The sequence below is a fragment of the Caballeronia sp. KNU42 genome (genome assembly GCF_053760385.1).
The window spans coordinates 1,146,484-1,171,430 of record NZ_CM132388.1 but is presented as its reverse complement, the minus strand read 5'-3'; the positions used below and the strand labels follow the sequence as shown (position 1 = coordinate 1,171,430).

22 protein-coding genes are annotated in these 24,947 nt (G+C 61.2%); 16 read left to right on the top strand and 6 right to left on the bottom strand.

Features of this window, described 5'->3' with window-relative positions:
* Positions 1-75: 75 nt before the first annotated feature.
* Positions 76-2,433, bottom strand: coding sequence for a Tex family protein (locus ACSOSP_RS05150; RefSeq protein ID WP_455309910.1), 2,358 nt, complete (start codon positions 2,431-2,433; stop codon positions 76-78).
* Positions 2,434-2,679: 246 nt separating this feature from the next.
* On the opposite strand from ACSOSP_RS05150, the gene ACSOSP_RS05145 reads away from it, so the two are divergent.
* From ACSOSP_RS05145 to ACSOSP_RS05135, 3 genes are all read left to right on the top strand, one after another.
* Positions 2,680-3,717, top strand: coding sequence for a colicin transporter (locus tag ACSOSP_RS05145; RefSeq protein ID WP_455309908.1), 1,038 nt, complete (start codon positions 2,680-2,682; stop codon positions 3,715-3,717).
* Between the two features lie 74 nt (positions 3,718-3,791).
* Complete coding sequence (locus tag ACSOSP_RS05140; RefSeq protein ID WP_031356410.1) at positions 3,792-4,019, top strand: DUF465 domain-containing protein; 228 nt, start codon at positions 3,792-3,794, stop codon at positions 4,017-4,019.
* A gap of 267 nt (positions 4,020-4,286) precedes the next feature.
* Positions 4,287-6,509, top strand: a complete 2,223-nt coding sequence (locus ACSOSP_RS05135) for an ATP-dependent DNA helicase (protein ID WP_455310858.1) — start codon at positions 4,287-4,289, stop codon at positions 6,507-6,509.
* 18 nt (positions 6,510-6,527) lie between these two features.
* Here ACSOSP_RS05135 and ACSOSP_RS05130 read toward each other — a convergent pair whose 3' ends face one another.
* Together ACSOSP_RS05130 and ACSOSP_RS05125 are read right to left on the bottom strand one after the other, a co-directional pair.
* On the bottom strand, positions 6,528-6,998 hold the full coding sequence (locus tag ACSOSP_RS05130; protein WP_455309906.1) for a hypothetical protein: 471 nt from the start codon (positions 6,996-6,998) through the stop codon (positions 6,528-6,530).
* Between the two features lie 423 nt (positions 6,999-7,421).
* Positions 7,422-8,207, bottom strand: a complete 786-nt coding sequence (locus ACSOSP_RS05125) for an outer membrane protein assembly factor BamD (protein ID WP_455310857.1) — start codon at positions 8,205-8,207, stop codon at positions 7,422-7,424.
* Positions 8,208-8,352: 145 nt separating this feature from the next.
* On the opposite strand from ACSOSP_RS05125, the gene ACSOSP_RS05120 reads away from it, so the two are divergent.
* The 6 genes from ACSOSP_RS05120 (at position 8,353) to phaR (ending at position 16,050) form a co-directional block, all read left to right on the top strand.
* Positions 8,353-9,606 carry an RluA family pseudouridine synthase gene (locus ACSOSP_RS05120; protein WP_455309905.1) on the top strand — a complete coding sequence of 418 codons (1,254 nt, stop codon included), beginning with the start codon at positions 8,353-8,355 and terminating at the stop codon, positions 9,604-9,606.
* Positions 9,607-9,611: 5 nt separating this feature from the next.
* A complete protein-coding gene (gene pgeF, locus ACSOSP_RS05115) occupies positions 9,612-10,493 on the top strand; it encodes a peptidoglycan editing factor PgeF (protein WP_455309904.1) in 882 nt (293 codons plus the stop codon).
* 396 nt (positions 10,494-10,889) lie between these two features.
* Positions 10,890-12,866: a class I poly(R)-hydroxyalkanoic acid synthase gene (phaC, locus tag ACSOSP_RS05110; RefSeq protein ID WP_455310855.1), complete on the top strand. Its 1,977-nt coding sequence runs from the start codon at positions 10,890-10,892 to the stop codon at positions 12,864-12,866.
* A 360-nt stretch (positions 12,867-13,226) separates the two neighbouring features.
* The gene (locus tag ACSOSP_RS05105) at positions 13,227-14,408 is read left to right on the top strand and encodes an acetyl-CoA C-acetyltransferase (RefSeq protein WP_455309903.1); all 1,182 of its coding nucleotides are present in this window, start codon (positions 13,227-13,229) and stop codon (positions 14,406-14,408) included.
* 94 nt (positions 14,409-14,502) lie between these two features.
* Entirely contained in the window at positions 14,503-15,243 is a 741-nt protein-coding gene (locus ACSOSP_RS05100; protein WP_165091426.1) for a 3-ketoacyl-ACP reductase, read from the top strand.
* Positions 15,244-15,417: 174 nt separating this feature from the next.
* A complete protein-coding gene (gene phaR, locus ACSOSP_RS05095) occupies positions 15,418-16,050 on the top strand; it encodes a polyhydroxyalkanoate synthesis repressor PhaR (protein WP_455309901.1) in 633 nt (210 codons plus the stop codon).
* Positions 16,051-16,249: 199 nt separating this feature from the next.
* Here the strand turns inward: phaR and ACSOSP_RS05090 are convergent, their stop codons facing one another.
* Together ACSOSP_RS05090 and ACSOSP_RS05085 are read right to left on the bottom strand one after the other, a co-directional pair.
* Entirely contained in the window at positions 16,250-16,534 is a 285-nt protein-coding gene (locus ACSOSP_RS05090; RefSeq protein WP_455309900.1) for a helix-turn-helix domain-containing protein, read from the bottom strand.
* Positions 16,527-16,841: a transcriptional regulator gene (locus ACSOSP_RS05085; RefSeq protein WP_455309899.1), complete on the bottom strand. Its 315-nt coding sequence runs from the start codon at positions 16,839-16,841 to the stop codon at positions 16,527-16,529. The genes ACSOSP_RS05090 and ACSOSP_RS05085 overlap by 8 nt, the downstream gene beginning before the upstream one ends.
* Positions 16,842-17,284: 443 nt before the next feature.
* Between ACSOSP_RS05085 and ACSOSP_RS05080 the strand changes: the two genes are divergently transcribed.
* The 7 genes from ACSOSP_RS05080 to ACSOSP_RS05050 all read left to right on the top strand — a co-directional run bounded on the left by ACSOSP_RS05080 (position 17,285) and on the right by ACSOSP_RS05050 (position 24,021).
* Entirely contained in the window at positions 17,285-18,337 is a 1,053-nt protein-coding gene (locus ACSOSP_RS05080; protein ID WP_455309897.1) for a tRNA dihydrouridine synthase, read from the top strand.
* 118 nt (positions 18,338-18,455) lie between these two features.
* The gene (gene rimO / locus ACSOSP_RS05075) at positions 18,456-19,847 is read left to right on the top strand and encodes a 30S ribosomal protein S12 methylthiotransferase RimO (RefSeq protein WP_455309895.1); all 1,392 of its coding nucleotides are present in this window, start codon (positions 18,456-18,458) and stop codon (positions 19,845-19,847) included.
* A gap of 75 nt (positions 19,848-19,922) precedes the next feature.
* Positions 19,923-21,110 (top strand): beta-ketothiolase BktB, encoded by a 1,188-nt coding sequence (bktB, locus tag ACSOSP_RS05070; protein ID WP_455309894.1) that lies wholly within the window; start codon positions 19,923-19,925, stop codon positions 21,108-21,110.
* Between the two features lie 26 nt (positions 21,111-21,136).
* Positions 21,137-21,787 carry a hypothetical protein gene (locus tag ACSOSP_RS05065; RefSeq protein WP_455309893.1) on the top strand — a complete coding sequence of 217 codons (651 nt, stop codon included), beginning with the start codon at positions 21,137-21,139 and terminating at the stop codon, positions 21,785-21,787.
* Positions 21,788-21,905: 118 nt separating this feature from the next.
* Positions 21,906-23,102 (top strand): cystathionine beta-lyase, encoded by a 1,197-nt coding sequence (locus ACSOSP_RS05060; RefSeq protein WP_455309892.1) that lies wholly within the window; start codon positions 21,906-21,908, stop codon positions 23,100-23,102.
* A gap of 140 nt (positions 23,103-23,242) precedes the next feature.
* A complete protein-coding gene (locus ACSOSP_RS05055) occupies positions 23,243-23,533 on the top strand; it encodes a type II toxin-antitoxin system TacA family antitoxin (protein ID WP_455309891.1) in 291 nt (96 codons plus the stop codon).
* Positions 23,530-24,021 (top strand): GNAT family N-acetyltransferase, encoded by a 492-nt coding sequence (locus ACSOSP_RS05050; RefSeq protein WP_455309890.1) that lies wholly within the window; start codon positions 23,530-23,532, stop codon positions 24,019-24,021. The genes ACSOSP_RS05055 and ACSOSP_RS05050 overlap by 4 nt, the downstream gene beginning before the upstream one ends.
* Before the next feature lie 18 nt (positions 24,022-24,039).
* Here ACSOSP_RS05050 and serB read toward each other — a convergent pair whose 3' ends face one another.
* Positions 24,040-24,882 (bottom strand): phosphoserine phosphatase SerB, encoded by an 843-nt coding sequence (gene serB / locus ACSOSP_RS05045; protein WP_455309889.1) that lies wholly within the window; start codon positions 24,880-24,882, stop codon positions 24,040-24,042.
* Between the last annotated feature and the right edge of the window lie 65 nt (positions 24,883-24,947).

Here is a 24,947-nt window from a genome sequence, read left to right as displayed (position 1 = left end):
AAAGCAGCGAAAAAGAAAAACGGCCCGTTCAATTACGACGGGCCGTTCTCATTTCTATCGAGCCATATCGCTCGTTTATTTTTTCAGCTTGGCAAACGCCGCCGCCATCGCGCTGGCCGCTTCCGGTTCACGCTTGCCGCCGCTATTGCCTCGGACATCGCGCGCACTGCCGCCACCACCCGAACCACCACGACGGTCTTGCGCACCGCGTTGCTGTTGTTGCGGCTGGCCGCCGTCAGCGGCGAAGTCATCGTCCAGACGCATGGTCAACGCAATCCGCTGGCGCTTCACGTCCGTCTCCAGCACTTTCACCTTCACCACTTGCCCGGCCTTCACGACCTCGTGCGGGTCCTTGATGAACTTCGTCGACATCGCCGATACGTGCACCAACCCATCCTGATGCACGCCGATATCCACGAACGCGCCAAACGCCGCGACGTTCGTGACCACGCCTTCCAGGATCATACCCGGCGTGAGATCGGAGAGCTTTTCGACGCCATCGCGGAACGTAGCTGTCTTGAACTCCGGACGCGGATCACGGCCCGGTTTTTCGAGTTCCGCGAGGATGTCGCGCACCGTCGGCAGACCGAACCGTTCATCGACGAATTCAGCCGGCGACAAGCCTGCCAAGGCTTCGCGCTTGCCCATGACATCGGCGGCGTGCTTCTTGATCTTGGCCAGGATACGTTCGACGACCGGATACGCTTCCGGGTGCACCGACGAGCGGTCCAGCGGATTTACGCCATTGTTGATGCGTAAAAATCCGGCGGCTTGCTCGAAGGTTTTATCGCCGAGACGGGGCACTTTCTTCAATTGATCACGCGATGCAAACGGACCGTTGGCATCGCGGAAATCGACGATATTGCGCGCCAATGTAGCGTTCAATCCCGACACGCGCGCAAGCAGCGCAACCGATGCGGTATTGGCATCTACACCGACCGCGTTCACGCAATCCTCGACCACCGCGTCGAGCGAACGGGCGAGGTCGCGTTGGTTGACGTCGTGCTGATACTGGCCGACGCCGATCGCTTTCGGATCGATCTTGACGAGTTCCGCGAGCGGATCCTGCAGTCGCCGCGCGATGGATACTGCGCCGCGCAGCGTGACATCGAGGTCAGGAAATTCCTTCGATGCCAGTTCGGACGCCGAATAAATCGATGCTCCTGCTTCGGACACTACGATCTTCTGCAGCTTCAGTTCCGGATGTTTCGCGATCAATTCGCTCGCGAGCTTGTCGGTCTCGCGCGACGCCGTGCCGTTGCCGATACTGATCAGCTCAGCCTGGGTCTGCGCGGCGATCCGCGCGAGCTTGGCGAGCGAACCGTCCCAGTCGCGACGCGGTTCGTGCGGATAGATCACATCGGTGGCGAGCAGCTTGCCGGTGCGATCGACGACGGCCACTTTGACGCCGGTACGCATGCCGGGATCGAGACCGATCACGGCTTTCGGACCTGCAGGAGCGGCGAGCAAAAGGTCCTTCAGGTTGCGCGCAAACACGCGAATGGCTTCGGCTTCAGCTTCTTCGCGCAAATTCGTCAGCAAGTCATTTTCGATGTTCGGCTGCACCTTCACGCGCCAGCACCAGCGGCACACGTCCGAGAGCCATTTATCGGCCGGGCGGCCCTGATTCGCGATACCCACGTGGCGAGCGATCAGCGCTTCGCCCGGATGCGGCACTTGCGCGTCGAGCTCTTCGCCCAGTCCCAGCTTGACCATCAATACGCCGGCGTTGCGGCCGCGAAAAAGAGCTAACGCCCGATGCGACGGGACCGTGCGGATGGTTTCCGAGTAGTCGTAGTAGTCGCGGAATTTCTCGCCTTCCTCGGTTTCCTTCCCTTCAACGACGGTCGAAATCACGCTGCCTTGCTTGAACAGGTAATCGCGTACCTTACCGAGAATTTCCGCCGTTTCGCCGAACTGCTCCGAGAGGATGTCACGTGCGCCATCGAGCGCGGCCTTGATATCGGCGACCCCTTTTTCGGCGTCCACGTAGCGCGCGGCTTCCGTTTGCGGATCGAGCGCCGGGTCGGCGAGGAGGGCGTCCGCGAGCGGCTGCAGGCCGGCTTCACGCGCGATCTGCGCCCGCGTGCGGCGCTTCGGCTTGTAGGGCAGATACAGATCTTCAAGCACCTGCTTGCTGTCGGCGCCTTCAACGGCTGCGCGCAGCTCTGGCGTGAGCTTGCCCTGTTCTTCTATGCTCTGGACGATCGTCGCGCGCCGGTCTTCCAGCTCGCGAATATAGATGAGCCGTTCCTCGAGATTGCGCAATTGCGTGTCGTCGAGATTGCCCGTGATTTCCTTTCTATATCGGGCGATGAACGGAACGGTTGCGCCTTCATCGAGGAGCTGCACGGTCGCGGCGACCTGCCGCGGCTGCACATTCAACTCGGAGGCGATGCGCTGGACAATCTTGAGTGCTACGGTTTCCGTCATGGGGGTCTGCGTCAGCCTGCTGGCTCATCAAGGGCTTTTCGTACCGCGCGCTTCACTCGAATTTCTCTCGCATTTCACTGTAAGCCGCGCGAACACGTTTGCCGGGTTGGTGAAGCGGGGCATTTTGCCATAAATGCCGGAGGGCTCCGGCGCGCGGTGATAGAATTTCGCCATCGTAGAAGCTGCTTTTTCAGACCATTGTCCGTTTTCTTGTCCGTTTCATTGCCTACCACGCTGGCTATCACGTTGCCGACTTTCCGCCTTTCGCCCGCTTTGCCGACTGCTCCAGTCGATTCGTTCGCCTCGACCGGTCAGGCCGCATCGGGTGGCGGTGTTGCCATCGCGCGACCAGCTGTGCTGCCGGCTGGATTGTCGCGGCAGGCCTCGCTGTTCGCCCGGCCCGTTGCGGCATTATTGTTCGCCCTGGCTTGCGCGGGTGTCGGCACGGCCGCAATGGCGCAGACGCCTAAGCCCATCAACCCGGGTACCTCGGTCACGCAAACGCCGCTCGATGAAAGCGGCGCGCAAGGCACTGCTGCGCAAGCGGCATCGGGCGGTTCGGGAAGCCGGGCGGCGGGTCAGTTCGGCGCAAGTGGTGCAATCGATGCCGGCGCGGCCCAAGACACTCCCGATCCAAACGGTTTCTCCGCCAGGCAAAAGGCGTTGGACGTTCGCAGCGCGGAGAACAACTATCGCTACGGGGTCAAGCAGCACGATTGCTACAGCGATTTCTTCGTCAACCACTGCCTGGACAAAGCGCGTGACGCCAAACGTGCGGTAGCTCAGCAAATTCGCAAGGAACAACTGGCGCTCGACGACGAACAGCGTCTGCAGCACGCGCAGCAGCGTGACCAGCAAACGGCGATCAAACGCGCCCAGTACGTATCCGAGGCGCCGCAACGCGCGGCGAGCGAGAAGGCGAGCGAAGAATCATTTGCAGAGAAGCAGCGTCAGAACGAGTTGTCGGCGGCGCAGCGAAATGCGGAAGCGCCGCAGCGTGCGGCGAACCAGGCCGATTACGACCGCAAGCAGGCGGATTACCAGAAGAAACTGGCCGATGCCGCCGCGCGCGGCGTTCAGGACGCAAAAGACCGCGAGGACAAGGCGGAACGCTTTGCGGCCAAGCAACGTGACGCTGCCGAGCATCAGACGGAAGTCGCGGCCCGGCAAAAGGAAGCTGCCGCCAAGCAGCAACAGCGTGCACAACAGGACGCGGCAGATCAGGCGCATCAGGCACAACTCAAGCAACAGCAACAGCAGCAGCAGCAACAGCAATCCAAGTAAGCCGGGGCCGTACAGCAACCTCGGGCGATGCCGCCAGCAATTGATGCGGCCCGCCGCGACCAGGGGAGGCGAATATGCATGCATATCCTGCAGCAGCAGTCGACACAGGCACGATCCGCGAACGGATCGGGCAACTGGAAGCGGAGCATCACGGCCTGGATTGTCTTATCGGCAAGATGGCTGAGGTTCCCGGCATCAACGACCTCGAGATCAGGCGCCTCAAGAAGCGCAAGCTCAAGGTCAAGGACACAATCATCCTGCTGCAATTGCAGTTGGAACCGGACATGCGCCTGAATCCTTGACGTGCACATGATGCACATTCGATGCACGCGCGGCCCGGAAAAACTTTACGCCAGCCGCTCTTGACGCCTCGTCGGCAAGGGTAGAACAAGTCTCGCTTATCGACCCAAGTCATGACCCGAGTCATGGATCGGGCCACAAGCCGGAACATAAGCCGGAACATAAGCCGGAACATAAGCCGGAACACAAGCCGGAACACAAGCCGGAACACAAGCAGGAACGTCCCTTTGAATTCGCCCGACAATGCCCCCACAGAAAACGCGGAAGCCGTGCTGAAGCCGGCCGCGAAGGCGGGTGTCGCCGACACCACGCTTTCGCTCACGCTGGCGCCCAAGCGCCGCACTGAACTCGACGCGATTTTTGCCGCCGAGGGTCTGCTGGCGCGGCAAATCGATGGTTATCGTTCGCGTGCTTCCCAGGTCGACATGGCGCGCGCCGTCGCGGCAGCCATGGAAGCGTCCGGGCGTGCCATGCCGGAACCCGCGATGTTCGATACACAACGCCGTCCCGCGCGCAAGCTCGGGCCATCGGATGCGCCCGTCGTTCACGACGAAGGTGCGGACGAGCTGGGTGTGGCGATGGTATCGACGGGAATCGACGGCGGCGAGAACACGCTGATCGTGGAAGCGGGGACGGGCACGGGCAAGACCTTCGCGTATCTCGTGCCGGCCATGCTGTGGGGCGGCAAGGTGATCGTCTCGACCGGCACGAAGCACTTGCAGGACCAGCTATTCCAGCGCGACATTCCCACCGTGCGCGACGCGCTCGCCGTGCCGGTGTCGGTCGCCATGCTCAAAGGGCGCGCGAATTACCTGTGTCACTACTACCTGCAGCGCACCGCCGACAGCGGCCGTTTGCCAACGCGCCAGGACACGTCGCATCTGCAGGAAATCATCCGCTTCGCCAAGATCACGCGCACCGGCGACAAAGCCGAACTCGCGAGCGTGCCGGAGAACTCGCCCGTCTGGCCGATGGTCACATCCACGCGTGACAACTGCCTCGGCCAGGAATGCCCGCAGTACAAAGAGTGTTTCGTGATGCAGGCGCGGCGCGAGGCGCAGCAGGCGGATATCGTGGTAGTGAATCACCACCTGTTTTTCGCCGATGTCATGCTGCGCGATACCGGCATGGCCGAGTTGCTGCCGACCGCGAACACCGTCATCTTCGACGAAGCGCATCAGTTGCCCGAAACCGCGACGCTGTTTTTCGGCGAAACGGTATCCACCACGCAGTTTCTCGAACTGGCCCGCGATGCGGTAGCAGAAGGCTTGAGCCACGCCCGCGATTTCTCCGACTGGACGAAACTCGGCGCTGCGCTGGAACGTGCGGCGCGCGACGTGCGGCTGGCATTCAAGGAAGATTCGGTGCGTATGTCGCTTGGCCAGCTTGCCGACGACCATCCGCTGTTCGACGCGCTCGATACGCTTGAAGAGCATCTTGATGCACTCACCAAGGCGCTTGGCGAGCACGCTGAGCGAGCCGAGTCACTAGGCGCGCTCTTGCGCCGTGCGCGCGAATTGCAGGGCTTGCTGGGTGGCTGGACCGCGCCGCCGACTTCTGTCGAAAAAGCGGTAGCGCAGGAAGCGGAAGCGGCGGCGAAAGCCGATCCAAACGAGATGGTGCGATGGATCGAAGTGTTCTCGCATACGGTGCAGTTGCACGAGACACCGCTTTCCGTCGCGCCGATTTTCTCGAAGCAGCGCGCCGGCGTGCCGCGGGCGTGGATCTTCACGTCGGCAACCTTGTCGGTGCGGGGGGATTTCACGCATTACGCGGCGCAAATGGGCCTGAACGCGCGTCGTTCAATGACGCTGCCCAGTCCCTTCGATTACCCGACGCAAGGCTTGTTGTACGTGCCGCGTAACTTGCCGCAACCATCGTCGCCGAATTTCACCGACGCCGTGTTCGATGGCGCGCTGCCTGTGATCGAAGCATCGAAGGGCGGCGTCTTTTTCCTTTGCACGACGTTGCGCGCGGTCGATCGCATTGCGATGCGACTGCGTGACACGATCGAGCAGCGCGGCTGGGACTATCCGCTACTGGTGCAAGGCGATGCCAGCCGCACCGAGTTGCTCGACCGCTTCCGTTCCCATGGCAACGCGATACTCGTGGGCAGCCAGAGCTTCTGGGAAGGCGTGGACGTGCGTGGCGACGCACTGTCGCTGGTGGTGATCGACAAGCTGCCGTTTGCGCCGCCCGATGACCCGGTGTTGTCGGCGAGACTGGATGCGTTGACCAAGAAGGGCTTGAGTCCGTTCGCCGTGCATCAGTTGCCGCAGGCGGTGATTACGCTCAAGCAGGGCGCGGGCCGGTTGATACGCGCGGAAACGGATCGTGGCGTGCTGATGATTTGCGATACCCGTCTCGTCGATAAACCCTACGGCCGGCGCATCTGGCAAAGCCTGCCGCCGTTCAAGCGCACGCGTGAACTCGAAGTGGTGCGCGCTTTCTTCTCCGACCCGGAAACGACGGTGGATCAGGAAGGCGAATGAACGGGCCGCGCCGCGCGATCAACCGCCAGGCGGTTGGGCCGGCACCTTCTGCCAACCTGCGGGGCAGTTCTTGACGTACGGGTAATAACCTTCAGGCCTGCCGCAGTAATACCAGTAAGCCGTTTGCGGTGCGGTGGCGCCGGCCGTGTTCGTTTGCCCCTGCTCGACATACTGCGTGGGCAAAGAGGGGTCAGCGACCGCCACAGGCCCATAAGGGTAGTAGCCGGGATAGTAACCTGGGTAATATCCGGAGTAGTACGGGTACGGATACGGATAGCCGCCGACAAACCCCGGGCCGAAATAGATCCCGACTGATCCGCCGCCGCAGCAACCACCGTGATAGTAGCCGCCACCATGGTAATAGCCTCCGCCATGATAGCCGCCCCCCCAGCCACCGCCGCCGTGATAGTAGCCTCCGGCCGTGGCTGCGCCGCTTGCACCCAGGGCAGCCAACACCAGCAATAGCTGGCACGCTCTACGCCCGTTCATGATGATCACCTCGACTGTCCATGCTATTTCAGATTTGATTCGCCGAGCCGGATCATGCACAGGGCAGGCTGTCCCGAATCAGGACCGGCTATTCATAAGTGTATGAATTCCACGGCCATTTTTCCTTCTTTGTGTAACGGGACATGACAGGGGTTCCGGCCGCACCGGGAAACAGAGTGTAAGGTCCTGCGCTCACCCGAGGGTAATTGCCCGTCGCGCATACTTTCACTTCACGTCAGGAAGCTCGATGCGGCATCCGTTGGAGGCGGGAATTGGCGAGGCTGGAACCTGGTTTAGCCTGCGAAAATGGTGTCCAAAAAAAATGCCGCGCTCATTGGAGCGCGGCATTTTTATCAGGCTTAACCGAATTGCCTGACGGCTTTCGCCGTGTGTTTCGTCGCCATGGTCAGCGTGAAAAACCGCTTACCAGATTTGCCACCACGATTTATTTTCCTTACCCGGGCGCGACTTGCCGGTGACATACGGGCTGTCAGGGAACGTAGCGGCCAGCACGCGCTTCGTATCACCTTCCAGTTGCGGCTGATCAAGCTTGCCGTACGACAGCATCATGATATGCAACGCGTCTTCCGTTGCAGGCGCATTCCGGTATTCACGGATCGCGAGCTGCGCACGGTTGATGGCGGCCACATAAGCACCACGCCGATAGTAATAATCCGCCGCGTGCACTTCATGCGAAGCCAGTGCGTTCACGATGTAGCGCATGCGTTGCGCGGCATCGGGCGCATACTTGCTTTGCGGATATTTGTCGACCACGACCTTGAATGCGTCGTACGATTCGCGCAGCGACACGGGATCACGCTCGCTCATGTCCTGGCCGGAGAAACGGCCGAACAGACCAAGGTCGTCGTTGAAGTGGATCATGCCTTTCAGGTAGTACGCGTAAGGAATGTCCGGGTGATCCGGATGCAGCTTGATGAAGCGGTCGATGGCTGAATCTGCGGAAGCGGTTTCACCGTCCTTCCAGTTGCAGTAAGCCACATTGATCTGCGCTTGTTGCGCAAAATGACCGAACGGGTCGCGGCCTTCAAGGTTCTCGAAATACTTCGCGCATTTACCGAAGTCACCGCCGGTCAGCGCATCCTGCGCCTCCGAGTATAATTTGCCGTTATTCCACGTTGCCGTTTCGTCGGTTTTCTCGGGCAAACCATGACAGCCCGCAACAATGACGGCACTCGCAGCCAGCGCCATGACCTTGACAGACGTGTTCGACGATAGTCGGACCAGTTGACGGACAGGGTTAAAAACGGTTCTCAAAGCTTGATTCACGGCTCGCATCAGTGCTTGCATTTTCTAGCTCATGCCTTTCTGGCTAATTCCCAGCTTTTCAGTCTAAATGACCCGCTCAAGTACAAGTCGTACCAAAGATCGCAGCAAAGATTATAGCCCAAGCGCATCGGCCGACGACGCACGTCCGGACGATTTGACCGAACCGGCCGCTGCGCCGGACGCGGCAGGCGAGATTCACGGCAAACCCGTGCCCACTAACCTGCACGAGCGCCGCGCCGACGCCGAAACGCCACGCACGATTGTCGTCCCCGACGAGTACGCCGGCGAGCGCCTCGACAAGGTCATGGCGCGCTTGTTTCCCGAGTTTTCGCGCAGCCGCCTGCAGACCTGGATCGATGCGCAACGCGTCGTGGTGGACGGTGCGCCCGCGAAGATCCGGCAACCGGTGCCGCTTGGCGCCACCATCACGCTGATTCCCGACCTGCTGCCCGAACAGCTTGCGTTCACGCCGGAGCCGGTGCCGCTCGATATCGTCTATGAAGACGATGCGCTCGTCGTCATCAACAAGCCCGCAGGCATGGTCGTGCATCCGGCCGCGGGCAACTGGAGCGGCACGCTGCTCAACGGCTTGCTGTACCGCTACGGTGACGCCGCCGCCGGTTTGCCGCGTGCGGGTATCGTGCATCGGCTGGACAAGGAGACGTCGGGGCTGATGGTGGTTGCACGCACGCTCGAAGCGCAGACGGTCCTCACGCGCCAGTTGCAGGCGCGCACGGTGAAGCGCCGCTATGTCGCGCTGGTGTGGGGGACGATGCCGGACGAAGGCACTATTGACGCACCGATCGGCCGCGATCCGCGCGACCGCACGCGCATGGCTGTGGTGGAGAGCGCATCGGGGAAATATGCCCGTACGCACTACCGCACCATCGACCGCGCGATGTGGAACAACCAGCCGGTGTCCGCGGTTCACTGCGATCTCGATACCGGCCGCACACACCAGATCCGCGTTCATTGCGCGCATATCCGCCATCCGTTGCTGGGCGATCCCATTTATGGCCACGCACGCGGCAAGCGTTCGGTGCAGCCGCTGCCCGATGGGTTCAATCGACAGGCGCTGCATGCCTGGCGGCTCGGGCTGATTCATCCGACCACGGGCCGCGAGATCAGCTGGCGCGCGGATGTGCCGGAGGATATCGAAGCGCTCGCGGCAGAACTGGGACTGGGTCGCGACGAAGCGACGGATCTCGATCCCGAAGATGCGGATTTCATCGATGAAGACGATGGCGGCGCTCAGGTGCGTGGCGGCTGGGACGAGTCGCAGCCAATCGAATACGACGACGATGATGACGACGAGGAATGACGCCAATGGTGACGCCATCCGGGGCTGAACTCGCCGCAGGATTTGAAGCCTATCCGCCGCTTCGCAGCGATGATTGCTTGTGGCCCGGCTGGGCCAGCGGTCCCAATGCGGTTTCGCCACGCGTGAAGGCGTTCGCGACCACGCGCAATGGGGGCATCAGCGCCGCGCCGTATGGCGGTGCGAACGGCCGTGGCGGCCTCAACCTTGGCCTGCATACAGGTGATGTGCCCGACGCAGTGATGGAAAACCGCCGGCGAGTGGTTGAACTGACTGGCGCTCCAATCGCCTGGCTCGAACAGGTGCATGGGGCCGAGATCGAGGATGCTGGCGGCGTGATCGACCGCTGCGCTGCCGCTCCCGAATCAGTGACCAAGGCAGACGCGGCGGTGACGGATCGCGCGGGAGCCGTGTGCGTCGTGATGATTGCGGACTGCTTGCCGGTACTTTTCTGCGATGCGGCCGGGCGGGCCGTCGGCGCAGCGCACGCAGGCTGGCGTGGACTGGCGGCCGGAATCGTGGAAAAGACGGCGGAGCGGGTCGCGCATCTCGCTGGCGCTCCGGCTGGCAAGTTGCACGCGTGGCTTGGTCCGGCGATTGGTCCGGCTGCGTTCGAAGTGGGTGAGGATGTGCTCGACGCGTTCGTCGCGGCGGCTGATCCCGCGCTTCGCGATGTGACCGTCGCCGCTTTCGCCAAGCGTGAAGAGAAACACAAATACCTCGCCAATCTCTATGCGCTCGCGCGTTTGCGCCTGGAACGGGCTGGCGTGCCACCCGGCAATGTCCACGGCGGAACGTCTTGCACGGTGACTGACGCCGACCGGTTCTATTCGTATCGACGGGACCGGACAACAGGGCGCATGGCCGCGATGATCTGGCTAGCGGACTAAACCCGGACCAGGCCGGCGCAGACCGGGACACCACTCAAACCACGCATGACCTGATGTGCCCCTACGCTGCAGGCGCACGCTTTTTGCTGCGTGACTGGAACGTGGCCGGCCGCGCCGATCGCCGTTTATGTTGCGCAACAATTTCTGACATTCATCACCGCGTCACATCGGGAAAACGATGATGAAAAAAATATCGCACTGCGTCAAAATCATGGCGACGCATTGACACGCCTTGCACCGTGGAGCAAGAATGTTTCACAAAAGCGCACGGCGTGGCAAGGTCACATCATCGCGGTCGGGCGTCTTGCAGCCCGGCGCGACGATCACGACGACGCGGCCCACGTCACGCCTGCATCAGCAACTCAGTCTCTCGGGACGCTTAGGTCAAACGCGGATATGGCTGCCTCCAGATCTTCATCTTCATCGTCACCGGGTTCATCACGTTCATCCGATGCCAAGGCAACGCCTGGCGCACCGGGCGCGCCTTTTGGTATCCCCGCCGGTTTACCCGCCGCAGATCCAGCGGCAGTGCAAAAGCTGTTCGAGCAGTGGCTCAACACATGGCGTGCGGTAGCCGACCCGGCCGAGTGGCAAAAGCTTGCCGCCCAGGCAAATTCGGCACAGGCGGAATCGGCAGGATCAGCATCGGCTAATCCTTTTGCGGCGCTGGGCGGTTTCCCGGGGTTTCCTGGCTTTCCGGGGATGGGTGGTGGCAACGGCGCTAGCGCCCAGTTGCCGTTTGCGATGCCCGCAATGCCGAATATTCCGACCGCCGCTATCGCGCCCCAGCGCTTGCAGGAGCTGCAGTCCAGTTTCTCGCGCGACGCGATGGAACTCATCAAGCAGGCCGGTGAGCAAAGCATCGACCTGGCGACACTGAAAGACCGCCGGTTCAGCGGCGCCGCGTGGCAATCCGCGCCCGGTTTCGCATTCGCCGCTGCCTGGTACGTGCTGAACGCGCGTTATCTGCAGGAGCTTGCAGAATCTGTCGAAGCCGATCACAAGACACGTGAGCGAATCAGGTTCGCCGTACAGCAGTGGGCGGCAGCGGCATCGCCGAGCAATTACATTGCGTTGAATCCGGATGCCCAGAAGGCGCTGATTGAAAGCCGCGGCGAGAGTCTGCAAAAAGGCATGCTGAACCTGCTCGCCGACATGCAGCGCGGCAAGATCCAGCAAAGCGATGAATCGGGTTTCGTGGTCGGCAAGAACATTGCGACCACGCAAGGCTCGGTCGTGTTCGAGAACGACCTGCTGCAACTGATTCAATACACGCCGCGCACGGCGACCGTGAGAGAGCGGCCGCTGTTGATAGTGCCGCCGTGCATCAACAAGTTCTACATCCTTGACCTGCAGCCCGAAGGCTCGCTGGTCGCTCATGCGCTTGACGCCGGCCATCAGGTTTTCATGATTTCGTGGCGTAATGCGGATGCGTCGATCGCGCACAAGACCTGGGACAATTACATCGATGAAGGCGTGCTTACGCCCATCGATATAGTCAAGCAGATCAGCGGGCGCGAGCAGATCAACACGCTCGGTTTTTGCGTCGGCGGCACGATGCTGGCAACGGCTTTGGCTGTCTTGGCCGCGCGTGGTGAACATCCCGTTGCATCCATGACGTTGCTGACCGCCATGCTCGACTTTTCCGACACGGGCGTGCTCGATGTGTTTATCGATGAGCAGCACGTGCAGATGCGCGAGCAGGCGATTGGCGGGAAGGGCGGCAAAGCGCCTGCGCTGATGCGCGGCGTCGAGTTCGCCAACACGTTTTCGTATTTGCGCCCGAACGATCTGGTGTGGAACTACGTGGTCGACAACTACCTGAAGGGCCGCACGCCGCAGGCGTTCGACCTGCTGTACTGGAACAGCGATTCGACCAATCTGCCGGGCCCGATGTTCGTCTGGTATCTGCGTAACACCTATCTGGAAAATCGCCTGCGCAATCCGGGCGAACTGACTGCGTGTGGTGAGAAGGTGGATCTGTCGAAGATCGATGTGCCGACGTTTTTGTATGGATCGCGCGAGGATCACATCGTGCCGTGGACGGCGGCGTATGCCTCCGCACCGTTGCTGACCGGTCCGCAGACGTTCGTGCTCGGGGCATCGGGGCACATCGCGGGCGTGATCAATCCGCCATCAAAGAACAAGCGCAGTTTCTGGCTTCTCGATAACGCCGATAAAACCTTGCCCGAGAATCCCGATGCATGGTTTGAAGGCGCGACCGAACATCCGGGGAGCTGGTGGCCGACGTGGACGGATTGGCTCGATGGTCACGCCGGCAAGAAAGTGAAGCCAAAGGCAAGTCTCGGGTCTGAGGATTTTCCGGTGATCGAGCCGGCGCCGGGACGTTATGTCCTGCAGCGGGACCAGTAATATATTCTGCGTGATCCGCATGGCCGAATGACTTTTGAGTGACGGCCAGTGCGGGTCATGCGGAACGGACCCGATTGCATTTCACGCGTGACCGGTCGACAGTAACCGACGTATCGTTTACTTAGCTTTTTATTGCAGCTGCCAAAACCCAAAAAAACTGAAGAAACCTGACGTACCGCTGTTGTAACCCGCTGTTGGCACCCGCTGTTGTAACCGTGAGCCAGCGCTGTTGAGAGCGTCACCTGCACCTTAAAAAACGGCGCAGGCTAACAAGGGGCAAGCGCGAATACGCATCCGGCCGGCCATGCAGTCAGCCGGCTAAAACCGGGCTACCACTTTCGATTCTCAAAGGAAACTGAAATGACAGACGTAGTGATCGTATCGGCCGCACGCACGGCCGTCGGCAAATTCGGCGGGTCGCTGGCGAAGATTGCCGCGCCCGACCTGGGCGCAATCGTGATTCGCGCGCTGCTCGAGCGCTCGAACCTCAAGCCCGAGCAGATCAGCGAAGTGATCCTCGGCCAGGTTCTGACGGCGGGTTCGGGACAGAATCCGGCACGCCAGTCGCTGATCAAGGCAGGCTTGCCCAGCTCGGTGCCGGGCATGACCATCAACAAGGTGTGCGGATCGGGCCTGAAGGCCGTGATGCTGGCGGCGAACGCGATTATCGCGGGCGACGCTGACATCGTGATCGCGGGCGGTCAGGAAAACATGAGCGCGGCGCCGCACGTGCTGCCGGGCTCACGCGACGGTTTCCGCATGGGCGACGCAAAGCTGATCGATTCGATGATCGTGGACGGCTTGTGGGACGCGTTCAACTCGATCCACATGGGCATCACGGCGGAAAACGTCGCGAAGGAATACGGCATCACGCGCGCCGCGCAGGATGAATTCGCAGCGCTGTCGCAAAACAAGGCGGAAGCGGCGCAGAAGTCGGGCCGTTTCGACGATGAAATAGTGCCCGTTGAAATTCCCCAGCGCAAAGGCGAGCCGCTGCGTTTTGCCACCGACGAATTCGTGCGTCATGGCGTAACCGCCGAGTCGCTGTCGGGCCTCAAGCCGGCGTTTTCGAAGGAAGGCACCGTGACCGCGGCAAACGCCTCCGGTCTTAACGATGGCGCCGCGGGCGTGATCGTGATGTCGGCGAAAAAAGCCGAGGCGCTGGGTCTCACGCCGATCGCGCGCATCAAGGCGTACGCAAACGCGGGCGTCGATCCGAAAGTGATGGGCATGGGTCCGGTGCCGGCATCGAAGCGCTGTCTGGAACGCGCAGGCTGGTCTGCGTCGGATCTCGACCTGATGGAAATCAACGAAGCATTTGCAGCGCAGGCGCTGGCCGTGCATCAACAGATGGGCTGGGACACGTCGAAGGTCAACGTGAACGGTGGGGCGATCGCGATCGGTCATCCGATTGGTGCGTCCGGTTGCCGGATTCTGGTCACGCTGCTGCATGAAATGCAGAAACGCGATGCGAAGAAGGGACTGGCGTCGCTGTGTATCGGCGGCGGTATGGGCGTGGCGCTCGCGGTCGAGCGGCCGTAGGGAGACAGTGTGCGACAAGCACCGCGCGCCACGGTTCGGGCCGGCAGTAAGCCCGGCACGCCGCGAGCGCGCATAACGATAAACGGAGCGAGCAATGACGAAACGAGTAGCGTATGTGACGGGCGGCATGGGCGGCATTGGTACGAGTATCTGCCAGCGGCTGCATAAGGACGGCTACACGGTCGTCGCGGGCTGTGGACCGAATTCGCCGCGCCGGGTCAAATGGATCGAGGAGCAAAAGGCGCTGGGGTATGACTTCATCGCCTCCGAAGGTAATGTGGGCGACTGGGAGTCGACCAAGAACGCCTTCGACAAGGTCAAGGCCGAAGTCGGCGAGATCGATATCCTCGTGAACAATGCGGGCATCACGCGCGACGTCGTGTTCCGGAAAATGACGCATGAAGACTGGACCGCGGTCATCGATACCAACCTCACGAGTCTGTTCAACGTGACGAAGCAGGTGATCGACGGCATGGTCGAGCGTGGTTTCGGACGCGTGATCAATATCTCGTCGGTGAATGGTCAGAAAGGGCAGTTCGGCCAGACCAACTATTCCACCGCGAAGGCCGGCATTCACGGCTTCACGATGGCGCTTGCGCAGGAAGTGGCGACCAAGGGCGTGACGGTCAATACCATTTCGCCGGGGTATATCGGGACGGACATGGTGAAGTCGATTCGTCCGGACGTGCTCGAGAAGATTGTCGCGACCATTCCGGTTCGCCGGCTTGGACGGCCGGAGGAAATTGGTTCGATCGTGGCGTGGCTGGCATCGGAGGAATCGGGTTTTTCCACGGGCGCCGATTTCTCGCTGAATGGCGGCTTGCACATGGGGTGAGGGTGTTTCAGGCGGCGCGCCAGCAGGTTGTGCGCGCCGCGCGTCTCGCGTCGGAGCGGGGCGTTTCAACTGGATGCCGGTTCGCCGGCACCGACTACGAACCGGCGGCTTGCGTCGCTTTCAATTACGCGGAGTCCGTCGGCACAGTTTGAGTTTTGCGTTTAAAGGCGTTACATGACCACTACAAAGAAATCCGCCGAACGACTCATAAAAAAATATCCGAATCGCCGGCTCTACGATACTGAAACCAGCACCTACATCACGCTTTCCGACGTCAAACAGCTCGTGCTCGACCAGGAAGAGTTCAAGGTGATGGACGCCAAGTCCGCTGAGGACCTGACGCGCAGTATCTTGCTGCAGATCATTCTGGAAGAAGAGAGTGGCGGCCTGCCGATGTTTTCATCGGTCATGCTTTCGCAGATCATCCGCTTCTACGGCAACGCGATGCAGGGCATGATGGGCACGTATCTGGAGAAAAATATCCAGGCGTTCATCGACATCCAGCACAAGCTCACCGACCAGTCGAAGGGGCTGATCGACGGTAATGCGGTGCCGCTCAATCCTGAAGTCTGGTCGCAGTTCATGAACATGCAGGCGCCCATGATGCAGGGGATGATGACGAGCTATATCGAGCAATCGAAGAACATGTTCGTGCAGATGCAGGAGCAGATGCAGACCCAGGCGAAGTCGATGTTTAATACGTTCCCGTTTCCGACACCGGGGGCGGGTGGGGCTGTGGCTGCGACCGGAACGCCGACTGCTACTACGGCTACGACTCCGCCGGGCGGCACGACGGAGAAGAAGTAAGCTGGGCCGCGCGGCGTCTTGAGAGGGGCGATAGGTTTGCAGAGGACATACGACGATCTGCCAAGCCGCGTGGGTCAAGGTGGGGCGCTCGATATTCGAGCGGGCGCAGAGTCCGCTTCGTTTCGTTTGAATGTCCGAAGCGCTGATATGTCGGCGCCTTGGCATTTGAAGCCGCCCTAGCTCGCTCCGTATTTCCTGATCACATCATTTGCAGGTCTCGCAGTGCGTCCGGATGGAGAGCGGCGACACGCAGCAGGGTTTGTGCGGCCCCGGTAGGTTCCCGTCGACCTTGCTCCCAATCTTGCAATGTACGCATCGATACACCGAGCAGAGCGGCAAATGCGCTCTGCGAAAGTCCTACCTTGGCGCGGGCTAATGACGCCGTCGTAGGTGCAACTTTGGTGGTGCGCCCAGCACGTCCCGCTTTCATATCGCGGACAGACTTCAACAAGTCCGCTTGGAATTGCTCCATTTCCTTATCCATTCTTCACCTCTTCACGTAACTGGTTTAGAAACGACGCTGGCAGATTGTCGAACTTCGCCTTCGTATACGCGATCAGCAACCAGATACAGCCGTCATCGAGCAGGTTGTAGTAGATCACCCGTGCGCCGCCTCGTTTTCCCATTCCGGGCCTTGACCACCGCACTTTGCGTAAGCCGCCAGTACCCGGAACAACATCTCCGGACAGGGGATTATTGGCAAGCCAAGCGATGAATGCCTCTCGCTCTACGTCGCGCCAGATGTCCGCAGCATAGCGCTGAAAAATTTCAGTTTCGATGATCGTATACATCGGATCAAATTATACGGCATTGCCGTATAATTTGCAAGATTGCCTCCGCGATGTCCGGAACCAGGGAATTATTTGGATCAGAAGGTTCAATAGCTACCGAGCGTGGGATCTCGGGGGGAGGCATTTTCCCCCGGTACAATGTAGCTTTGCGGCGCGACGCAGCGTTCAAGGCGATTACCTCGCTGCATCAGGGATGCCGTGCCAATCGATTCTCGTGAGCTCAGAGCGTCGTTGTTCGGCTTCCGTGCAGCGACTCTGATCAGAGAACGCGCGCCGCGCTAGCTAGCTAGCGTCATGCCTGTTCGGTGGTCAGCCGCCACCCGCCACTTACGTCGCCAGACCACAGCATGTCCCACATCACCACGCCCGCATCACCGAGAGTTTGCTTTGTTTCCCTCCGATAGCCATAGAATCCGCAAAAACAGCTTAGGCGACGTTCTCGCATGAGCCGGCTGTTTCTCGCGCCCATGGAAGGGCTCGCAGACTACGTGCTGCGTGACGTGCTGACCAGCACAGGCGGATTCGACGGCTGCGTGTCGGAATTCGTCCGGGTGACGGGTTCGGTGCTTCCCCGAAGTGCCTACGAAAGAGAGACGCCCGAAATCCTCCACGGAGGTCGTACGCCCGCTGGCACGCCCATGGTGATCCAATTGCTCGGCAGCGATCCCGAATGGATGGCGCTCAACGCAGCCCAGGCGGCCAGCCTGTCACCACATGGCATCGATCTGAATTTCGGCTGTCCGGCCAAGATCGTCAACCGTCACGGCGGCGGCGCGATGCTCCTGGCGCACCCTGAACAGCTGAACCGGATCGTTTCGTCCGTGCGCGCAGCGGTGCCTGCCGCCATCGCTGTGACTGCAAAAATGCGGCTTGGCGTGTCCGATACTTCGCTCGCGATCGACTGTGCCACGGCGCTGGCGGAAGGTGGCGTGGCCTCCCTCGTCGTGCATGCCAGAACGCGTGACCATGGCTACCGGCCGCCGGCCCACTGGGAGTGGATCGCGCATATCGACGCTGCAGTGGACGTGCCGGTCGTGGCGAACGGAGAAGTCTGGACAGTGGCCGACTGGGCGCGCTGCCGGGAGGTCAGCGGCTGCGCCGACTTGATGATCGGGCGCGGCGCCGTCTCGGACCCGTTCCTGGCTTTGCGCATCCGCGGACTGATGGCCCCGACGCCTTCCGGCGAGGAATGGCCGGCCGTGCTGGGTCAACTCGCCGGTTACCTGAGAAAGCTGCAACTCCGTGTCGCGTCGCGACACGAGCACGGCCGCGTCAAAATGTGGCTCAGCTACCTCAAGCGGACCTGGCCGCAGGCTACCAAGCTTCATGCAGCCATCCGTCGCCTGCATGATGCGCGCGAGATTCTTGAAGTGATCGAGTGCGCCCTGGCATTCAATAACCTGATGCCGGAACGCCAACGCGCGACCCTCGTCCCGCTCGTCCCGGTAGCGCCTCGCCGCTTGCCCGGCTGCACTGTCGCCGGCGCGGTACAATAAGCGGTTGCGTGCGCGGGGCGCTGTCCGGGCCGTGGTCCTTATGGACATCGGATCCCATGGCCTTGCCGCACCGTCCCCATTTGTCGCCATCGTCACCGCTATACGCCGGACTCACCCTATGTCGCAGACCATTTCCCCCGCCGTGCCGGCCCCTTCGGCCCCCAAAGTCGGATTCGTAAGCCTCGGGTGCCCGAAAGCTCTCGTCGACTCCGAGCAGATCATCACCCAACTGCGCGCGGAAGGTTACGAGATCTCCGGCTCCTACGACGGCGCCGATCTCGTCGTGGTCAACACCTGCGGTTTCATCGATGAAGCCGTGCAGGAAAGTCTCGACGCCATCGGCGAGGCGCTCCACGAGAACGGCAAGGTGATCGTGACCGGTTGTCTCGGTGCGAAGAAAAGCGCGAGCGGAACGGGGCTGATCGAGGAGGTACATCCGAAGGTACTGGCCGTGACCGGGCCGCATGCGACCGCTGAAGTCATGAGCCACGTGCATCTGCATTTGCCCAAACCGCACGATCCGTTCATCGATCTCGTGCCGCCTGCCGGCATCAAGCTGACGCCCCGGCATTACGCGTATCTGAAGATATCGGAGGGCTGTAATCACCGGTGCACGTTCTGCATCATCCCGTCCATGCGTGGCGACCTGGTGTCGCGCCCGATCGCAGACGTGATGCTGGAAGCCGAGAACCTGTTCAAATCCGGCGTCAAGGAACTGCTCGTGATTTCGCAGGACACGAGCGCGTATGGCGTCGATGTGAAATATCGCACCGGTTTCTGGAACGGCAAGCCGGTGAAGACGCGCATGACGGATCTCGTCGGCGCTTTGGGCGAGCTCGCCGTGCAATACGGCGCGTGGGTCCGCCTGCATTACGTCTACCCCTACCCGAGCGTGGACGAAGTCATTCCGATGATGGCCGAAGGTCCGCTGAAGGGCCACGTGCTGCCGTATCTGGACGTGCCGTTCCAGCACGCGCATCCGGAAGTGCTCAAGCGCATGAAGCGCCCGGCGAACGCCGAGAAAGTGCTCGAACGCGTGCAGAAATGGCGCGCAATGTGCCCGGACCTGACGATTCGCAGCACGTTCATCGCAGGTTTCCCGGGTGAAACGGAAGAGCAGTTCCAGACGCTGCTCGACTTCCTTCGTATTGCCGATCTGGATCGGGTCGGATGTTTCGCTTATTCGCCAGTCGAAGGCGCAACGGCGAACGAACTCGACGGCGCGCTGCCCGACGAAGTGCGCGAGGAGCGTCGCGCGCGTTTCATGGAACTGGCCGAAGAACTGTCGGCGGAACGCATGAAACGCAAGGTCGGCAAGACGCTGAAAGTGCTCGTCGATGAACTGAGCAACGAAGGCGGTGTCGGCCGGACCGCAGCGGATGCGCCGGAGATCGACGGCGTGGTGTATATCGAGCCGGCAAAGAAGGCGTCGAAGCGTTACAAGGCGGGCGATTTCGTGTCGGTGAAGATCACCGGCGCCGATGGCCATGACCTGTGGGGCGAAGTCTGAGCGTCTGGTTGTGATTTCACTCTCGGCGCGACGCTAAGCACCAAGCACAATACAACTCGAGACGAAGGAGCTTTCATGACACAACGTGAAGTGGTGGTGGTCAGCGGCGTGCGGACTGCAATTGGCGATTTCGGCGGTGCGCTGAAGGACTTTAGCCCGACGGACCTCGGTGCACGGGTGGTGCGCGAGGTTTTGTCGAGAGCGAACGTGTCGGGCGAGGACGTCGGCCACGTGGTGTTCGGCAACGTGATCCAGACCGAGCCCAAGGACATGTATCTGGCGCGCGTCGCCGCGTTGAACGGCGGCGTCGCGCAGCACGCGCCGGCGCTGAGCGTCAACCGCCTGTGCGGTTCGGGCTTGCAGGCAATCATCTCGGCCGCTCAAGCCATTCTGCTTGGTGACACGGACGTCGCCATCGGCGGGGGCGCGGAAAGCATGAGCCGCGCGCCGTATCTCGCGCCTTCTGCGCGCTTCGGACAGCGCATGGGCGACGCGCGCCTTGTCGACATGATGCTCGGCGCGCTGCACGATCCTTTCGATGCCATCCACATGGGCGTCACGGCGGAAAACGTCGCCGCCAAATACGGCATTTCGCGCGAGATGCAGGACGAACTTGCGCTCGAATCGCATCGGCGCGCGGCGCGGGCTATCGAAGCGGGATATTTCAAGGAACAGATTCTTGCGCTCACGCAGGCGTCGAAGAAAGGCGACATCGTCTTCGATACCGACGAGCACGTCCGTCTGAACGCGACGCTCCAGGATTTCTCGAAGCTCAAGCCGGTGTTCGCCAAGGAAAACGGCACGGTTACCGCGGGCAATGCGTCGGGCATCAACGACGCGGCCGCCGCCGTCGTGCTGATGGAACGCGGCGCAGCCGAAGCGCGCGGCCTGAAACCGCTCGCGCGGCTGGTCTCGTATGCGCACGCGGGCGTCGATCCAAAATACATGGGCATTGGTCCGGTTCCAGCCACGCGAAAGGCGTTGGAGCGCGCGGGCTTAAGCGTTGGCGATCTTGATGTGATCGAAGCCAATGAAGCGTTTGCGGCGCAGGCGTGCGCGGTATCGAAGGAACTGGAGCTGGACCCCGCGAAGGTCAATCCGAACGGCTCGGGCATTTCGCTTGGTCACCCGATTGGCGCAACCGGCGCGCTGATCACCGTGAAGGCGTTGTACGAACTGCAGCGCGTGGGCGGACGTTATGCGCTGGTGACAATGTGCATTGGCGGCGGGCAGGGCATCGCGGCAATTTTTGAACGCGTGTGAGCCGCGCAAGGACAGGAAGCTATTCGATGACGCAAATGAAAGTGGCGGCGGTGGCGGTAGCGCTGTTGTTTGCCGGTTGTAATTCGGCCATGCCGCCTGACGGCTCACGGGCCGTGTCGGCGGCACGCGCAGCGGCCACGCCAGGCGATCTGGGCCTGCAAGCGCCGGGTACCGCCGAGGCAATTGAAACGCTGGCGCTTCCGCCGGCCAAACCGCTGACGCCGAATCCGGCGTATGCGCGTTTCCCTACTTATGTCGGAACGCTCGGCGATAAGCAGATCGAAATGAAGCTTGGCGCAAAAACGGATGAGCGCACTGGCGTGCACGGCGAATACCGGGTCGCGGGGGCATCGACGGTGATTCTGGTTGCGGGCGACCGTGACGGCGATACGCTCGAGATTGAAGAGTCGAATGACGGCACGCATATCACCGGGAACTGGGTCGGCAAGTTTGCAGCCGATGGCAGCGTGTCGGGTGAACGCATGAATGCCGACGATTCCAATCCGGTGCCCTTTGACCTCAAGCCGGTTGGGGCCGTATCGGGTGCGGCCCCTGCGCCTGCCGCAGGGACGGTTGCGCCGAAAGCGCCACAATCGGCCGCGCCTTCGCTGGAACCCGCGCCTCCGACCGCGGGCCACGCGTTGGGCGGGACCAGCAACGTGACTATCGGCGAGTGAAACCCGACCCACGCGACCCACGCGATTTCACGCGATCGCGCCGTCCGATGTAACACGGCGTCATCGGCTTTAAGCGATGACGCTTTCTTTCTTATAGCCTCGAACAAGCAGGACATTCATGACCGATTCCAGCAACTCGTCCAGCGCGCGCAGCTTGCAGACCCGCATCGTTCATCCGGAGGATCAGCTCACCCCCGGTTTTGAATCGTTCTCGATGCCGGTTACGCGGGCGTCGACCGTGGTATTTCCGAATCTCGCCACCATGCGCGCGCTCGTCTGGAGCGACGACAGCCAGTGGCGATACGGCCTTCACGCCACGCCTACGTCGCTTGCGTTGGCGCAGCGGCTCGCGGTGATCGAGGGCGGCAAGCATGCGTTGCTGCAGCCTTCGGGTTTATCGGCCATATCGAACGTGTACTTCGGCTTGATGAAAACCGGCGATCACGTGATGATTCCCGACAACGCGTATTCGCCCAATCGCGACCATGCCGACTGGCTCGTGGCGGATTTCGGTCTGGAAGTGACGTACTACGATCCGCTGATCGGCGCGGGCATTGAAGCGCTGATCCGGCCGAACACCAGGCTGATCTGGCTCGAAGCGCCGGGTTCGGTGACCATGGAAGTGCAGGACGTGCCCGCGATCACGAAGGTCGCGCGGGCGCACAAGATCCTGTCGGCTATCGACAATACGTATTCGGCCGGTCTCGCATTCAAGCCGTTCGACCACGGCGTCGATATCTCGGTGCAGGCGCTGACGAAGTACCAGTCCGGCGCGAGCGATATCCTGATGGGCGCGACGATTACCGCCGACAAAGCCATCCACATGCGCTTGAAGAGCGCGCGGATGCGCATGGGACTTGGCGTGTCTTCGGACGACTGTTCGCTCGTGCTGCGCAGTTTGCCCACCATGCAAGTCCGATTCGACGCGCATGACCGGACGGCGCTGTCTCTGGCTCACTGGCTGAAGACGCGCCCGCAAATTTCGTCAGTGCTTCATCCGGCGTTGGCGGATTGCCCGGGCCATGAATTCTTCAAACGCGATTTCACGGGGGCGGGTGGACTGTTCTCCGTCGTCTTCGACAAACGCTACAGCCCGGCGCAAATCGATACCTTCGTCGAGGCGCTGGAAAACTTCGCGATCGGCTGGAGCTGGGGCGGTGCGAATAGTCTCGCCATGCCGTATGACATCAAGTCGATGCGCACCGCCTCTGAGTGGCCGCATGAGGGCGTGCTGGTGCGGTTTTATATCGGGCTGGAAGATGAGGCGGATCTGCGGGCGGATCTGGAGCGGGCGCTGGCGGGGTTGGAAGGGTAAGGGCGCCTTTTACTCCTTGGCGCAGGTCGGCGGTGCTGAGTTTCACCGCCGACTCTTTTCTGTGCCCATGTTTCGTACGGACCATTTTGTAATGACAATGTCATTGCGGGGCTATAATGGTTTCTCTCTGGAGAACCAAAATGCCAACGCCACGCACGGGCTCAGCCAAGCGCGACACGCTCAACATCAGGATCAGGCCTGAGGAACGGAGCCTGATAGACCGTGCGGCCAAAGCACGCGGTAAGAACAGGACAGATTTCATCCTCGAGGCGGCCCGCTCGGCGGCTGAAGAGGCGTTGCTTGACCAGGTTCTGATTGTGGCGAGCCCTGAAGCCTACGCGGAGTTTCTGGCGCGCCTGGACAAGCCATCGCTAAGCAATGATCGTCTGCAAAAGACGATGAGTACCCCGCCACCGTGGGACGACGCGTGACTTTTTCAGCACCCGCGCCGCTGACCGAACATCACGAGACTGAGGCTTTTGACTGCGGCGTCGATAGTCTCAACCAGTGGCTTAAGCGACGAGCGCTGAAAAATCAAATTACCGGCGCATCGCGTACCTTCGTTGTCTGCGAGGAGCGCCGGGTTCTGGCGTATTACGCGCTGGCGTCGGGTGCCGTCGTGGCCGACGGAGTGACAGGTAAATTTCGTCGCAACATGCCCGATCCTATTCCGGTCATTGTCCTCGCGCGGCTTGCCGTGGATCATTCCAGACACGGCAAAGGTTGGGGCCGTGCATTGATTCGCGATGTCGCAATGCGTGCTGTCCGAGCCGCCGATTTGATTGGTGTGCGTGGGCTTATCGTCCATGCGCTTTCGGCAGAGGCAAAAGGCTTTTATGAGCAGATGGGTTTCGAACCCTCGCCTCTTGACCCGATGATGCTTCAGATTGTTCTTGCTGATCTTGGGCAAGACGGTTAGCGGCTTGCCCGCCACCGTTCAAAACAGCCGCAGCAACCCGTCCAGTCCCACGAAGTTCAACGCCAGTCCGGCTGCTTCGCGCACCACCGGCTTCGCGCGGAACGCCACCGATAACCCCGCTTCCGCCATCATCTTCAGGTCGTTCGAACCGTCGCCCATGGCGATCGAGCGCTGCGGATCGATTCCCAGTTGCACGCAGGTTTCACGCAACGTGCGCGCTTTGACATCGGCATTGACGATCTCGCCGATGACCTTCCCGGTCAGCTTGCCATCGACTATTTCAAGCGTATTTGCGCGCGTGAAATCAAGCCCCAACCGTGCCTTCAGCTTCTCGGTGAAGAATGTGAAACCGCCCGATACCAGCAAGGTCTTAAGTCCCGCTGCCTTCGCCCCCGCGAGCATGATTTCCGCGCCCGGCGACAAGCGCAGCCGTTCCTCATAGACCAGCTCCAGCGCGCTTGCGTCGAGGCCCTTCAGCAGCGCGACACGCCGCGTCAGGCTCTCATTGAAGTCCTTGATCTCGCCGCGCATCGACGCTTCGGTGATTGCTGCAACCTCTGCCTTCAACCCGCAAAAATCGGCGATCTCGTCAATGCACTCGATCGTGATCAGCGTCGAATCCATGTCCATCGCAACCAGGCCGAAATTGCTCAGCCGCAGGGCGGGCTCGATGAACGCGTAATCCAGCCGATGCGCGCCGCAATACGCATCGATATCCGGGCGCTGCAGAGGATCGGCGCCGCGCAGCCGCAACACCCGGCCGGCGTCCGCGCGTTCGACATGGTGCGAGCGGGCGAGGGCGGTGAGCGGTTTCAGATGAGTATCGACGATTGGCTCGAGGCTTTGGATGACAAGATTCATGACGGACGATGTGCGAGAAAAATGGCGGTGGGAACAATCGAGATCCGCCATTGTAATGGTCCAGA

Bases quoted from the DNA above. Each gene is read 5' to 3' on its own strand.
- phaC (WP_455310855.1), top strand. From the start codon at position 10,890: ATGGCTGCCTCCAGATCTTCATCTTCATCGTCACCGGGTTCATCACGT.
- ACSOSP_RS05100 (WP_165091426.1), top strand. From the start codon at position 14,503: ATGACGAAACGAGTAGCGTATGTGACGGGCGGCATGGGCGGCATTGGT.
- ACSOSP_RS05065 (WP_455309893.1), top strand. From the start codon at position 21,137: ATGACGCAAATGAAAGTGGCGGCGGTGGCGGTAGCGCTGTTGTTTGCC.
- phaR (WP_455309901.1), top strand. From the start codon at position 15,418: ATGACCACTACAAAGAAATCCGCCGAACGACTCATAAAAAAATATCCG.
- ACSOSP_RS05140 (WP_031356410.1), top strand. From the start codon at position 3,792: ATGCATGCATATCCTGCAGCAGCAGTCGACACAGGCACGATCCGCGAA.
- ACSOSP_RS05130 (WP_455309906.1), bottom strand. From the start codon at position 6,998: ATGAACGGGCGTAGAGCGTGCCAGCTATTGCTGGTGTTGGCTGCCCTG.
- ACSOSP_RS05090 (WP_455309900.1), bottom strand. From the start codon at position 16,534: ATGGATAAGGAAATGGAGCAATTCCAAGCGGACTTGTTGAAGTCTGTC.
- pgeF (WP_455309904.1), top strand. From the start codon at position 9,612: ATGGTGACGCCATCCGGGGCTGAACTCGCCGCAGGATTTGAAGCCTAT.
- rimO (WP_455309895.1), top strand. From the start codon at position 18,456: ATGTCGCAGACCATTTCCCCCGCCGTGCCGGCCCCTTCGGCCCCCAAA.
- ACSOSP_RS05120 (WP_455309905.1), top strand. From the start codon at position 8,353: ATGACCCGCTCAAGTACAAGTCGTACCAAAGATCGCAGCAAAGATTAT.
- ACSOSP_RS05060 (WP_455309892.1), top strand. From the start codon at position 21,906: ATGACCGATTCCAGCAACTCGTCCAGCGCGCGCAGCTTGCAGACCCGC.
- ACSOSP_RS05150 (WP_455309910.1), bottom strand. From the start codon at position 2,433: ATGACGGAAACCGTAGCACTCAAGATTGTCCAGCGCATCGCCTCCGAG.
- bktB (WP_455309894.1), top strand. From the start codon at position 19,923: ATGACACAACGTGAAGTGGTGGTGGTCAGCGGCGTGCGGACTGCAATT.
- serB (WP_455309889.1), bottom strand. From the start codon at position 24,882: ATGAATCTTGTCATCCAAAGCCTCGAGCCAATCGTCGATACTCATCTG.
- ACSOSP_RS05055 (WP_455309891.1), top strand. From the start codon at position 23,243: ATGCCAACGCCACGCACGGGCTCAGCCAAGCGCGACACGCTCAACATC.
- ACSOSP_RS05080 (WP_455309897.1), top strand. From the start codon at position 17,285: ATGAGCCGGCTGTTTCTCGCGCCCATGGAAGGGCTCGCAGACTACGTG.
- ACSOSP_RS05125 (WP_455310857.1), bottom strand. From the start codon at position 8,207: ATGGCGCTGGCTGCGAGTGCCGTCATTGTTGCGGGCTGTCATGGTTTG.
- ACSOSP_RS05105 (WP_455309903.1), top strand. From the start codon at position 13,227: ATGACAGACGTAGTGATCGTATCGGCCGCACGCACGGCCGTCGGCAAA.
- ACSOSP_RS05085 (WP_455309899.1), bottom strand. From the start codon at position 16,841: ATGTATACGATCATCGAAACTGAAATTTTTCAGCGCTATGCTGCGGAC.